The sequence below is a fragment of the Flagellimonas lutimaris genome (genome assembly GCF_003581615.1).
GTDB classification, from domain to species: domain Bacteria; phylum Bacteroidota; class Bacteroidia; order Flavobacteriales; family Flavobacteriaceae; genus Flagellimonas; species Flagellimonas lutimaris.
Genome location: NZ_QXFH01000076.1, coordinates 193,528 through 207,388, shown reverse-complemented (window position 1 = coordinate 207,388; position 13,861 = coordinate 193,528). Strand labels below are relative to the sequence as shown.

The 13,861-nt window shown below is 40.0% G+C and carries 6 protein-coding genes; 1 reads left to right on the top strand and 5 read right to left on the bottom strand.

Annotated elements, in window-relative coordinates; genetic code table 11:
- Positions 1 to 181 precede the first annotated feature (181 nt).
- A complete protein-coding gene (locus D2V08_RS14010) occupies positions 182 to 5,020 on the top strand; it encodes a RecQ family ATP-dependent DNA helicase (protein WP_119608782.1) in 4,839 nt (1,612 codons plus the stop codon).
- 88 nt (positions 5,021 to 5,108) lie between these two features.
- On the opposite strand, the gene D2V08_RS14005 is transcribed toward D2V08_RS14010, so the two are convergent.
- The 5 genes from D2V08_RS14005 to D2V08_RS13985 are packed head-to-tail and all read right to left on the bottom strand — an operon-like array spanning position 5,109 to position 13,044.
- A complete protein-coding gene (locus tag D2V08_RS14005; protein WP_119608781.1) occupies positions 5,109 to 8,210 on the bottom strand; it encodes a DEAD/DEAH box helicase family protein in 3,102 nt (1,033 codons plus the stop codon).
- 5 nt (positions 8,211 to 8,215) lie between these two features.
- Positions 8,216 to 8,656, bottom strand: coding sequence for a type II toxin-antitoxin system death-on-curing family toxin (locus tag D2V08_RS14000; protein WP_119608780.1), 441 nt, complete (start codon positions 8,654 to 8,656; stop codon positions 8,216 to 8,218).
- A gap of 1 nt (position 8,657) precedes the next feature.
- Positions 8,658 to 9,734 carry a DNA-binding protein gene (locus D2V08_RS13995; protein ID WP_119608779.1) on the bottom strand — a complete coding sequence of 359 codons (1,077 nt, stop codon included), beginning with the start codon at positions 9,732 to 9,734 and terminating at the stop codon, positions 8,658 to 8,660.
- 3 nt (positions 9,735 to 9,737) lie between these two features.
- Entirely contained in the window at positions 9,738 to 12,842 is a 3,105-nt protein-coding gene (locus D2V08_RS13990) for a site-specific DNA-methyltransferase (protein ID WP_119608778.1), read from the bottom strand.
- Between the two features lie 4 nt (positions 12,843 to 12,846).
- Entirely contained in the window at positions 12,847 to 13,044 is a 198-nt protein-coding gene (locus D2V08_RS13985; protein WP_119608777.1) for a helix-turn-helix domain-containing protein, read from the bottom strand.
- Between the last annotated feature and the right edge of the window lie 817 nt (positions 13,045 to 13,861).

Sequence of the window (13,861 nt, the reverse complement as noted above, 5' to 3'; positions counted from 1 at the left end):
TGTCCTCATACATTGGGTTTAAGGAACATTGGGTAATTATTGGTAATTTACTGGCACCCCCTTAAAAGAGTTTTAAAAATCAACTACAGGAAACCGGGAACAAGAAAGAACAACTTTTTTGTCCCATATCCGTTGATTATTTGGAAACAGAGAATGATATGATCATTCAGAAAAAGGATAGATGAAAAAAATCTTTTTTTTTGATACCGAAGTTCAAGCCAAAAGCGAGAAAATCCTTGATATTGGGGGGATTGGTGGAGAGGGTTATACGTTTCACTCCAATTCAACGCCTAAGCTTCTGGAAATCATCGGTAAGCATGAGTATATATGTGGGCATAATGTCATTTATCATGATATACCCTATGTCCAGAAATCCCTGGGCAAGGTCCTTTCCGATATCAAGGTCGTGGATACCTTATTTTTATCACCCCTCTTATTTCCTGCCAAACCTTACCATTCCTTGCTTAAGGACGACAAACTCCAAACTGAGGAGTTGAATAACCCAGTGAACGATGCGATAAAAGCAAAGGATTTATTTTATGATGAAATCTCGGCTTTCCATAGAATGGACGGGGACCTTAAGCAGATATACCATGCCTTATTGAATGACCGAAAGGAATTTTCATCATTTTTTGATTTTGTCGGGTATGCTCCTTTGACCGATGATTTATCCAGGTTGATTCGAAAAAGGTTCACGGACAAAATTTGTGCTTCTGCCCCCCTGGACAAGACGATAGCGACTGACCCTGTAGGTCTTGCCTATAGTTTGGCCATTATTGCTACGGATAGCCGAAACTCGATAACTCCTCCATGGGTGCTTAAAAATTATCCTGAGGTGGAACGGATCATGTATTTGCTCAGGAACATTCCCTGCATGGAGGGCTGTGCCTATTGCCATAAGGCATTGGATGTAAAACTAGGTCTTAAAAAGTTCTTTGGATATCCCGATTACAGGACATTTGATGGCAAGGCCCTACAAGAAGAAGCGGTAACAGCGGCCATTGACAACAAATCTATTTTGGCCGTATTCCCAACGGGAGGAGGAAAATCCATCGCATTTCAAGTTCCTGCCCTAATGAGCGGGGAAAGTGTCAAGGGTCTTACCGTAATCATTTCACCCTTACAGTCCCTGATGAAGGACCAGGTGGACAATCTTGAAAAAATCAATATTACCGAAGCGGTTACCATCAATGGCCTTCTAGATCCCATAGAGCGTGCGAAGTCGTTTGAACGGGTTGAGAATGGCAGTGCTTCCCTGCTTTATATTTCACCGGAATCGCTTCGGTCAAAGTCCATTGAAAGACTGCTGCTTGGAAGGAACGTGGTCCGTTTTGTGATTGACGAGGCGCATTGCTTCTCTTCTTGGGGCCAGGATTTCAGGGTGGACTATTTATATATTGGGGATTTTATCAAAATGCTCCAGGAGAAAAAGAACCTTGAATTTGGTATACCTGTTTCCTGTTTTACAGCAACGGCGAAACCTAATGTCATCCAGGACATCAAGGATTATTTCCAAGATAAGCTTGGACTTCGTTTGGAAAGTTTCAATGCTTCCGTTTCACGGACGAACTTGAATTACAAAGTGATTCCCAAGGATAATGAAGAGGATAAATACAATGCCCTCCGCAATTTGATCGATGGAAAGGATTGTCCTACCATTATTTATGTATCACGGACCAAAAGGGCGTTTCAAATAGCGGAACGATTGTCAAATGACGGGTATTTGGCCAGGGCTTACCATGGTAAAATGGATAAGCAGGAGAAATCGGAAAACCAAGATGCCTTCATTAGGGGGGACATACAGATCATGGTTGCTACTTCTGCATTTGGTATGGGCGTGGATAAAAAGGACGTGGGCTTGGTCATTCATTATGAACTTTCGGATTCTCTGGAAAATTACGTACAGGAATCCGGCAGGGCCGGTAGGGACACCAATATCACTGCGGATTGCTATGCGCTTTACAATGAAGATGACCTGAGCAAGCATTTCGTGTTATTGAACCAGACCAAGCTGAACATCAGGGAAATCCAACAAATATGGAAGGCGGTCAAGGAAATTACACGGTTTAGGAATACCGTTTCCAATTCCGCTTTGGAAATTGCGAGAAAAGCTGGATGGGATGATAATGTGGTCGAGATCGAAACCCGGGTGTCCACGGCCATCTCTGCCTTGGAAGAAGCAGGTTATCTCAGAAGGGGCCAGAACATGCCTCGGATTTATGCCAATGGGATACTATCCAAGAATGCCCAAGAAGCCATTGAGAAGATTAATCTGTCTGAAAAGTTCAACGATAGACAAAAACAACACGCGGTACGTATCATCAAAAAATTACTTTCCAGTAAGAGCAGAAAGCAGACTACGGATGAGGCTGCCGAATCCCGGATCGATTATATATCCGACCACCTAGGGATCAAAAGGGAAGAGGTCATCAGTGTGGTCAACCTTTTGCGGGAAGAAAAGATTTTGGCCGACTCCAAGGACTTAACGGCCTATATTGGGAGAGGAACCAAAAGAAACAGGTCCATGAACATATTGGAGTCCACCAGTGAAATAGAAAGGTTCTTGGCCTCGGAATTTGACTTGGAGAAAAAGGCGTTTCATATCAAGGAATTGAATGAGCTGGCAGATCAAAGTGGATGCAAAAGTGTTTCACCCAGCAAGATCAAAACCATCATCAATATATGGACGATCAAAAATTGGATCAAACGAGAGCAGCACGACTATTCCAAAAATCATTTTTCCATCCAATCCCAGTATTCAACGGCTGAATTAACGGACAGATTGGAAAAGCGTCATGAACTGGCCCGGTTCATTATAGATTCCCTGTACCAGAAAAGCGAGGATATCATTTCGGATACCAATAAGGAAAAGGTATTGGTCGAGTTTTCGGTACACGGTCTGAAAAGTGAATATGAAAACCACAACACCCTTTTCAAGTCCCATATTGATGTTGATGATATTGAGGATGCCTTGTTTTACCTCTCCAGAATAGAAGCCATACATATCGAAGGTGGGTTTCTGGTCGTGTACAATAGGTTGACCATAGAAAGGCTGGAAAAGGACAATAGGATCAAATACAAAGTTGAGGATTACGAAAAGCTGAATCGGTTTTATGAAAACAAGATCCAACAGATCCATATTGTGGGAGAGTATGCCAAAAAAATGATTGCTGATTATAAAGGGGCATTGCAGTTTGTTGAAGATTACTTCCAGTTGAACTACACTTCCTTTCTGAACAAATATTTTAAGGGAAGTAGGCAAAATGAAATCAAGAGAAATATAACGCCGGCAAAGTTCAGGAAGCTTTTTGGAGTGCTTTCACCCGCAAAGCTGAGCATTATCAAAGATAACAGTAACCAACATATTGCTGTGGTGGCCGGTCCAGGGAGTGGAAAAACCAGGTTGTTGGTGCATAAATTGGCTTCACTCTTATTGATGGAGGATGTAAAGCACGAACAATTGCTGATGGTTACCTTCTCAAGGGCGGCGGCTACAGAGTTTAAAACCCGCTTGTTTGAGTTGATACATAATGCGGCCCTATACGTGGAAATAAAAACTTTTCATTCCTATTGCTTTGATCTATTGGGGCGTGTCGGATCTCTTGAAAAATCGCAAACCGTGATCAAGGATGCGGTAGACAAAATAAAGAACGGGGATATTGAGACCAACCATATTACAAAAACGGTATTGGTCATCGATGAGGCCCAGGACATGGACAAGCATGAATTTGAGCTTATCAAAACACTCATGGAACACAATGAAGACATGCGGGTCATTGCCGTTGGTGATGATGACCAGAATATTTATGAGTTCAGGGGCGCCAGTTCAGAACATCTGGAGCGATTTATTTCCGAACAAAAAGCCCAAAAAATTGAACTTGTTGAGAATTATCGAAGCAAGGCCAACCTGGTATCCTTTACCAATCAATTTGTGGGACAGATACCCCGCCGTTTAAAACAAACCCCCATTGTTCCCCAACAGAAGGACAATGGTCTGGTCAAAGTGATCAAATATGCCAGCTCACATCTCATTGCTCCATTGGTCAAGGATATCCTATCAACGGATTTAACGGGGTCCACCTGTGTGTTGACACACACCAATGATGATGCCCTTCAGATTGCAGGGCTTTTGATAAAAGGTGGTTTGCCTGCCAAGTTGATACAATCCAATGATGGTTTCAGTCTTTATGATCTATTGGAGGTGCGCTTTTTTATCGAACAACTGGGAGTTGCCCAAAATCAGTATATCATCGATGGAAGCACATGGAAAAATGCAAAGCGTAAACTTTGGGATACCTATAGGGACAGCTCCAACATAGAGACTTGTATCAATATCATCAAAGATTTTGACGCCAGTCACCCGAAAAAGAAGTACCGATCTGATTTTGAAATGTTTGTCAAGGAGTCCAAACTGGAGGATTTTACAAAGACCATGGGGGAAACCATCAATGTTTCGACCATCCATAAAGCCAAAGGGAAGGAGTTTGATAATGTATTCTTGATGTTGGATGGATTTGCCTTGGATTCTGATGAGAAAAAACGACAGATTTATGTGGCCATGACCAGGGCCAAAGAAAACCTGATTGTTCATTTGAACAGTGATTTTCTGGATGATTTGTCCTGTGAGGATATTCAAAAGAAATTTGATTATAATGCGTATCAACCTTCAGACTTATTGGTGTTGCAGCTATCGCATAAGGATGTATGGTTGGACTTTTTCATTACACGACAACATCTTTTGTCCAATTATAAGAGTGGGGACCCGTTACAGGTGGATAGTGATGGATGCTATGATGAAAAGGGCAATTGCCTGGTTAAATTTTCGGGACGTTTCAAGGATAAGATACTCGGATATGAAAATAAGGGTTTTCGATTAAAGGATTGCCAAATAAATTATGTGGTATACTGGTTCAAGGAGGAGATGGAGAAAGAATTTAAAATTATACTTCCTGAATTGCTGTTTCAAAAAAGTGAACCGATCCCATCTGAAAACGCTACAGCATCCCTGAACATGTCATAGCGGCAAGTCAAATGATTAAGTTGATGCTTTGCAAGGTCAGTAATCCATATTCCTTAATTTAAAGTTGGGAATTATATAATCATAGGTACTATAGATTATCAAAGATTTCGATTAAGTATTCTTTACTATTTTCGATAAATAATACCTTGTTTTTGGTAAATTCCTCTCTTGTGACATTTCCATCGCTCCATACCTTTCTAACCTTTTCAAAAGGTGTTACTGAAAGAATGAATGCTGATATATACACTTCAAAATCTTTCTTGTCATTTTTTAAGTCTGCCTGAATTTTAGCTTCCAATATAGATGCATCATTGCTGCACCACAACACTTTTGGATTATTGAAATGTGTTTCCCCAAGTAATATTCCTTTCGGATCTAGGAAGTAGATATACTGCTTTTTACCATCAACTACCCAAAGGATAAAGTCGGGGTAAAAGGAGGAGCTGTCCATAAAGAATCCGATACCCTTTACAGATAGGTTCCGAAGCACAAATAGTTGCTTGTCCTTGAATTTGTCAGATTCTTTAACGAACTGGCGTAGGTGTTCAATAAAGTCCCTTTCACCTTCATTCAACCTTACCGGAACGGTTTTGATTTCTTTGAATTTCTGGCCATCCGCGATTGAGGCAATGGGCGAATAAAGGTGTTTGTCAAAGTGGATGGAGGGCAATACTTTCTTGTCATCATTTTCATACATCGTTTTAACCGCCTCCTCCAACTCTTCAATGTACCCTTCTTTCCGATATTTCTGTGGTACCTTCACAATCATTGTATGTGAAGCCGGGAACATGTCTTCATGTGCTGTATGGGTCAGCATGTCATAGGTGAGGTATTTGGATAGGAATGCCTTCTCTTTATCGGCATAGAACTTATTGATGTAGTCCTTTACTAAACTCACGGCTACGCCTTGGATTTTGCCTGAAATTGCCTCATTGATGCCAAACTGGCCTTTGTGGCTTAAGAGGTTGAAACCACCATTTTCGATAAGTTCCCTTGGTACGGATTGATGTATCATCAAGTTGTGATACCCTTTTACCAATTTATATCTGTTTGCTTCCAATGAAAGGGCGTTGTAATCGATGAAGTCACGAAATTCCTTGAGGAAATTTTCTTGAAAACCTTCTGCACTTTCTGCTACCTGACTATTAAATCCCCCTGAAGCTATGCTGATCTTATTACGCATATCAATGGTTACCCTTTGGGCTACATCCGTGCTGTATTCCAATGCGATCAGTTCATCCTTAAAGGATTTTCCTTCTTGCTTTTTGAAGGTCATTATTTGTCCGTCCCAAAGCTCTTTATGGTTGAGTTTGATTTCTATGGGTACATTGGTGTAGTCCGGCACTTCTTTTTCGATTTCTGTTAAGAATCGGTTCATGTATGACGCGTTCAACCCCATTATGGAAATGGTCTGCAATGCTCGGATATGGTAAGGCGCATTGGCTTCTTCACGTTTTAGGGAAAGATTCTTGCCCTTTAAACGAACACCACGGCCAAAGAGCTGTATGATTTGGGCACCTTCACTTTTGCCCATGTTCATCAATCCCATACTTGAAACCCTCCATGAATTCCAGCCTTCAATGAACTTTTTGGAACCAATTAAAATATTGATGGTGGAATTGGTCTCTGATATGGCCTGAAATAAGGAGTTGGAGAAGTTGTCATCCTGAATGGTCAGTTCCCCATCCGTATCCGCTTCGAGCGTTTTTGAATACTTGGGGACATCCCCAATATTGATTACTGCGAAGTATTGATCACTGGTTCTGGTCTTTAATGCAATTTCGCCTTCCGCCTGTTTTACCTGGAAGGCCTCAATGTTTCCTATCCCATGGAATACCTTGCTGAGAATGATTTCAGCAATGGGTTTGGATGTTTTGAGATATTCAAAGTGTCCTTTGAAAATATCGTTTCCATCTGCATCCCGCAGCCCTGTACTATCATTGAGGATTTTATCAATATCAACTTGCAAAGAAGCCGGTGATGCAAGTGCATATTTGAAGAACTTGATAATACGGGATACATCCGAAATCGTAGATTTATCTGATTGTGTTTTTCCTGAACTGATTACTCGGCTTCCAACAAATATCCATAGGGGTTTTTCTATATTGTATTGTCGTAGTTCCTTTTCATAGTTGTCGAACAGTTCAAGCTGTTCATAATAGCCTAATAAACTGGCTGTAAGGAGGAGTTTGTTTTGTTCTTCGCTGTATTCATTCTTGGTGTCAAGGTTGAATACACTGAAGTCTTTCCCATATCCATCTGTATAGAAATGGCGATAGGAGTAGTCGAAAATGATTGCCTTGGCATATTCGTCAAATAGAAACGTATTCTTACTTGTTATTACCTGACCAAATGTTGCAGAGTATTCAAAAGTGAATGATCCTTCTCCACGAGTAAGGAATTCCCTGTAGGATTTCCATGTCTGCTCATCCGATTTGTTGCCCTTGTGCCCTTCATCGATAAAAACCAAGTTTTTTGACTCAGAGAAGTAATCTACATCAACACTGACACCTTCTCCTTCTTTGTCTTTAACCAATTTGGTAATTTCCAAAATGAGAATTTCACCTTCTTTGGTTTTTAGGCTTTCTTCACTACCGGAGTAGAGCTTTGCGGGAATACCACTTTCCACAAAGTTTTCGTAGTGTTGTCGGCTCAAACCCTCATTTGGCGTAATGAGAATGATGTTTTCCCATTCTTTGAAGTATTTGGTGATTTGCCAATAGTTGCAATGCATTAAGAGTGTTTTGCCACTACCGGTTGCCATCCAATAGGCTAATTTCTTTATGTCTTTTTCGGTGTAGGGCTCTATTTGCTTGAAGTCTTTGCTTCCTTCGGAATACGCATTTAATTGACCTATTAATTGGCTAATGTTATTGCTGTATTGATCAAAAAAGTACTCGGTAAATAATAGAGCTAACCATTGATAGTATTTGAATGTGAGAAATGGTTCCGCTCGGTTTTCACGTAGTTTTTTCTCATAGCCTTGTATGGCTTCATCATATTGCTGTATAGCACGGTCTTCAATGTGTTTGTCTGCGTTAGACATGAGTGTACTCGCAAAATAGGTGTAGCCCGTTGAGCTGGTGCCTGACTCTTTGTTGTTAAACTCATCCCGCAAATCTTCAAAGGCCTCATAACCCAACTGATACAAGATGTACCTGAAAAGGACTAATTGTTTTTCTAGTTGCATACTTTTTAATTGTCTTGTTGGTTAGTTGCATCAATAATTTTAATGCGCAGCTCCTCACTAAAATCATCCTCATTTATGATTGAATAGATAATCTCATATAGAAGGTCTTTGTCTATTCGGTTGTCTGCAACATGTACTGAAATGTTCTCCATTTCAATGATGAAACGGTCCAAACAATAATCAAGCCCATTAAGCTCAAGAAAATAGGCACCCAGTGCTATGCTACTTCTTTTATTGCCGTCACTGAATGCATGACTTTTGTTGACTGAAAAGACTAAATGAGCAACCTTTGTCTCAAACTCTGGATAATAAAGATCATTTTGAATATGGTCTAAAACGCTTTCCAAAAGTCCAATGTCTCTGATTCCGTGTGAACCACCTGATTCATCAATGATGAAATCATGGGTTTCGATGGCATGCGCTATGTCAAAATAGTTGAATGCCATCTTAGCGGTTTTTTAATCTTTTGAAAACATCCATATTATCTTTAAGACGTTCTTCAAGTGCTTTGCTTTTATCTCCTAAGAACTTATCAAATTCTTCGGCTGTAAGATGTGTGACATAACTTTTTAGTTTCTCATGTAACGCATCACGAAAAACCATGTCCCGGCTTGCCATTAATGTTCTCGCTTTTTCTAGAAGTGGCTTAAAAGCGGCATCGTGGAACTGTTCGAACTGTTTGAATAGCTGTTGCGCTTCAGGCATGGTCAACTCACGACCTATCTCTTCTTTCTTTTTACAAAGTATATCCGCAAAGCCATTTTCATAAGCAGCTATCAAATCCAACACTTCTGAATACATCGTGTCGCGGGCTGAATCTTTGGATTTTAGATTAAGTATCTTTTTATATTCTTTGGCATTTTCGTGAAAAATGGATTTGTAAACTGCATCCGTGAATTGAGCGTATTTCCACTTATTTTCCACAATGCAATCATCCAAGGCGTCAGTAAACGCCTGACGGTAGTTAAATTCTCTAATGGCACTCGGTAGAAACTCCTCTTCCCGTTGGTTTATATACTTTGTGTTGCCACCAATTTTACTGTTGATGGTATCAATTACAATATCCAAGATAAGGGCGCGAAGTTGTTTCGCTCTATCACTTTCTGTAAGTAGCATACCGATATTCAGAAATGCACGGAAGCTGAAAACACCTACTTTTGGGGCTTTGGATATGTTGGCGGCATCAGTGTCGCTACCATCGGGCATGTTCGGGACATTCATGTCCTTAACATCTGGCAAGTCACTGATATACTGCTCGTAAGCTTCTTTGAATTCCCTTAGTCGCTTCCCGCTAAGCACTTCGTAGCCATTGCCTGCAAATTCAGCTTCATGTTGCTCCAAATACCGGTTAATGGTTCTTTCGTCTATGTCAAAGAATTGAGCGATTTGACGTTTGGTGTAGCGTAAGCTTCCTTCGAAAAGAATTCCAGGAAAAGCCACCTCTTGTTCAATTTCTTGAAGGGCATACTTGTTATTGAGTATATTCTTCCTGTGTACGTTGGATGTGGTTAAATCTTTGGCCATATCTTAGGATAGCATTTTATTCTTGAATACTTCTTCAATGGGTTGATAGCTTTCAATGTGTGCCTGATCGTTGATGTAGAGCAGATCATACTCAAAAGCTTTCAGCTCTGTTTTCAATGCAACTGCGTCCGCCTTGAAATCTTCCATACTCCAATCTTTTACCGAACGCCATACCACCAAAATGTTTTTGTTGGCATTGTTGTTACCATAAACGAATTGATACTTCTTATCACTGAGTTCTTTGGTAATACATTTTTGCATATGCAGTCCTATGAGATAGTTAAAGGTTTCCACCAAATCAACAGCTTGCTCATTGTCATAGGTGAAGCCATCCCATACTTTAAGTTTGTAATCCCAAGGGTCTTGCATGGCTGCTGTGTTCACCAAGGTCTGGCTGCCTTTGGTTTCAAATTCCAAAAAGTATTTTGGGATATACTGCTCAAACTCCAATGCCTTTTGAGTAGCATCTTTCGATGCATTGAAGGCGATGTTTTCCAAGGCTTCTTCATATTGTTCTAAACGTTGGTATTTGAAGAATACCCCAAGACCGTTCATACTGCCGTCTTTTGGTTTACCATCCTTCCAATCGAAGCTGTAGGCAATTTTTTTGACTCTGGGATTTATAATAGTTGATACATAATGACCTTGTTCAATCAATATGCATTTTCGAGTTAGTTTATCTTCTTTATTCAGCAATTGAACTGAATGGAAGGTCGTACCTGATCCTGCAAAAAAGTCTAAAACAGTGTCTGAATTTTCAACATTCGATGCACCAATTAATTCTATATAGAGTGAAGTAGGGTGACAATAAGGAAAGTCAAGTCCTAAAGGCTTGGTATCTGCTTTACCTTTCTTGCCATCTTGGATTAGTGATGATAATTGCCTTTTGGTTGTTTCTTTTAAATAAACTTTTTGACGAGGTTGTGTGGTTTCATCTTTACCAAAGAGAATTTCACTATTGTTCATCATCTCCTTTAAAGTCTCTGGAGTCCTAGAAAACCCATTCGGTGGCATGGCACATGGTTTTTTAGTATCAGGATGAATTAGTGGTTGATGGAATTTTTCATCCGCTCTGGGTTCGGGTGCCCTAAGACTTACACTTTGATAAAGCCTTCCATTGTCATCAATATATCTGTATGCCTTTTCACCACCTGATAAACTTTTATTCGAGTTGACCCATGATGAAAATTTCTTTCTCACCGAATCGTTTAAGTCTCCCTCTGATTCTATTAACTCATCAACCTTTTTTAGCATTTCAAGGATGTTCTTATTGCGAGCATGAATGATGTGATTATCAAGAGTTCTCCAAATGATATATTCATGCTGAGTTGCTACACCACTACCACCATTCATCGGATTACGTTTGTCCCAAATAATGGGACCTGCATTGTAAAGGTTGTAATTGTTGAAAAGAGAGTGTAGCCTTTCATACTCATTCTCATCTATATGGACATGATACGATGCTGTATCCTTCAAGAGATCTAAACTAATTCTTAACCTATTATCCATCATTGACAACCAACTAGAGTGTTCATAGGTGTTCTTGTATAGGAAGCCACTGGTTGCCGTATTGTAAGGAGGGTCTATGTGAATACACTGAATAGTTTTTTGTTCAGTATTCTGAATATGGTTGATTCCGTGGTAATTATCAGAGTTAATTACTAGACCATCTAGTTTCTCCGATATGTTAATATTATTTGAAAGTGCAGAGAGTAAATGTTCTTTGAAATTTGAATCAAAGTGCTTCGTATCTACACTCATTTTTAACCACTTACCTTGACTTTTAAGGTTATCATAGGTGGGTGTTGTCTGGACTAAATTATAGGCTTTCCACTCAGCTAACTGCTTTTCATTTTTAATGACCTCTTCCAATATAGGTTTGGCTGCTTCTTCACCTATATATTCCACCAAGCGGTCAATGGTAATGACCCATTCGGTACTAAGCACAAACTTCTTTTTCTCCCATAGCTTTTTTTGAAAGTCTTCTATTTGGCTAACAAATTCAATGATGGTATCGGCTATGGATTTGAATACCTTAATGGTTTTGAGGTTATGTTTCAGCCTATCAAAGTGAGCATCAGTATCGGTTACATAAAGGTCATCCACATTTATCAATTCGCTCTTGATGTAATAATCCAACTCCCTTTCCAAAAAGCCTTTCAGGTTCTTATGAATAAAGAAATCATACTTGTTCTTTCGGGTATAGTGCTGGAGCTTCTTTAAGAGTAAGGGTTTGCCTTCTTGTTCTTTCCATAGATTGGCGAATTCTGGATTGGTGCCAAATTTCTTTTTCAAGGCATCAAAAGCGATGTCGTCCAAAGTGTCCTGCTTGCTATTGCCCTTCACTCTTTTCTTTTCTTCATCATTTAAAGCCCTATACTCAAAGTAGAAAGTGGCTTCTTCATTATTGATGTCAGCTTCTTTTTCAGATAGGATAAAATAATTGTTCTCACTTTCTTTTACATTACCTTGCTCAATCTGGGCTTCGGTTAACTTGAAATTTATTACGAGCTCGCCCCCTGAGGTAGGAACTTTGAATGCATACTGATTAAAGGTCTCAGATGATTTGATGTAATATTGATCTTGATTGGCCCAATGAAAGTGGGTTTCTTCCCCATTGTAAGGCACTACATACTTCTCGTTCTTCCCAAACCTCCGTTTGCTAATGAAGTCGCCTTTATCATAATAGCGGGAAAAGAATAAGGTTAGGTGGTTATATATCTGATTCTCCGTCTCTACCGAAACAGAGGATTCAGTTTCCTTCGCCTTGAGTTCTTTGTACTGGACTATTTCCTCTTTGTAGTCTTCCTCATAGATGGCCAAGCGCGTCTCATCTTTTTTCTCAACGGCTTCCAACCACTTTTTAAGCGAAGTGGATTTCTCCATTTCAGTAATTTGGTCTTGCACTTGCTTGGCTTCGTCAGCTGATAAAGTCTGCAACGCCGCTTTTACCTTAGTTACCAAAAGTTGATCTATGAAGGTGGCAATCTCTTTTTTCTTGTAATGCAATATTTTGTAAACACCAAAATCCAAATCTTGCGAATCGAACTGGAAGAGTTGATTAAGGAAGGATTTTAGTTGGTCAAGCGATGTATTGTTTTCAGGCATTCTGTTAGTCTTTCTTAATTTCTATCAATAGATCTTTGACATCAACGTCAAGAATTTTAGCAATGTCATAAAGAATTTCAAGTCGTGGTTGTTGTCGGTTCTGGACATAACCGTTGACCATGTTATAACTCTTGCCAAGTTGTTCGGCCAACCATTTTTGTTTGATTCCCTTTTCTTCAAGTACTTCCTTTATTCGGTTCATGTCCGTATAAATTTATGTAGCCAAGATAGCTGTTTAATTTCTGATATCTCGTTTTTCAATATAAAAAGTGTTAGACTAATTGCATCGCCTTGTAAATCATCTACCCCCCATTAAATAGTAAACATTTTAAGCTCCGTACCTTTTTGCGAACAGCTTGGTACCTTTTAGATTTGTTTTTCCGTAATTTCTTGTTCCTTCGGTCAATCACGTGAAATAGCTTGGTACCTTTTTTGTCCAGCTCGGTACCAAATTTAATCCTACAGTTTGTAAATAAGTTTATTTAAGTTTTGTGCTTTTATTGATGGTATGTCACCAAAAAGGAAGTCGTACACCCGGATTTTTGGTACGTCCTTCCTTCACAAACCCTTCTTGCGGTTTTGCCTTGTAAGGCCGCAAATCCGGGTGTACGCCGTTCAAATTTTAAGGGTTCTGTAATAAAAGAAGCCCTGGTTGTTTTTCGGTGCGTCGAAAAACAGGGCAGTGCCCGGTGCCTTCCAATCAGGACACCAAGGACTTCGCTCGCTTAACTTTCCGTACGCTTCCTTGCCCTTGGGTCTGAAGGAATGCCCAAGGGCCCTTATTGAACCTGTCAAGGCCAAGCCCTGTTTTGTCCATAATTAGGGTTTCCACTTCCTTGAAAACCTAAAGGTTTTGCTACGTTGTGGAGCCTCCCGATTTCTGTTCCAAAAGCCTGGACAGAACCCCCTTCTTTTATGGTGCTGCGCACGTAAGAAGCAAACAAACGCCCCTTAAAATTTGGGAGACAATGACCAAAAAAATAGAGGGGAAATTTTTAACCCTGTTTGCTGATGCATCC

Excerpts from the sequence above, each read along its gene's own strand:
- D2V08_RS14010 (WP_119608782.1), top strand. The coding sequence starts at position 182 with ATGAAAAAAATCTTTTTTTTTGATACCGAAGTTCAAGCCAAAAGCGAG.
- D2V08_RS14005 (WP_119608781.1), bottom strand. The coding sequence starts at position 8,210 with ATGCAACTAGAAAAACAATTAGTCCTTTTCAGGTACATCTTGTATCAG.
- D2V08_RS14000 (WP_119608780.1), bottom strand. The coding sequence starts at position 8,656 with ATGGCATTCAACTATTTTGACATAGCGCATGCCATCGAAACCCATGAT.
- D2V08_RS13995 (WP_119608779.1), bottom strand. The coding sequence starts at position 9,734 with ATGGCCAAAGATTTAACCACATCCAACGTACACAGGAAGAATATACTC.
- D2V08_RS13990 (WP_119608778.1), bottom strand. The coding sequence starts at position 12,842 with ATGCCTGAAAACAATACATCGCTTGACCAACTAAAATCCTTCCTTAAT.
- D2V08_RS13985 (WP_119608777.1), bottom strand. The coding sequence starts at position 13,044 with ATGAACCGAATAAAGGAAGTACTTGAAGAAAAGGGAATCAAACAAAAA.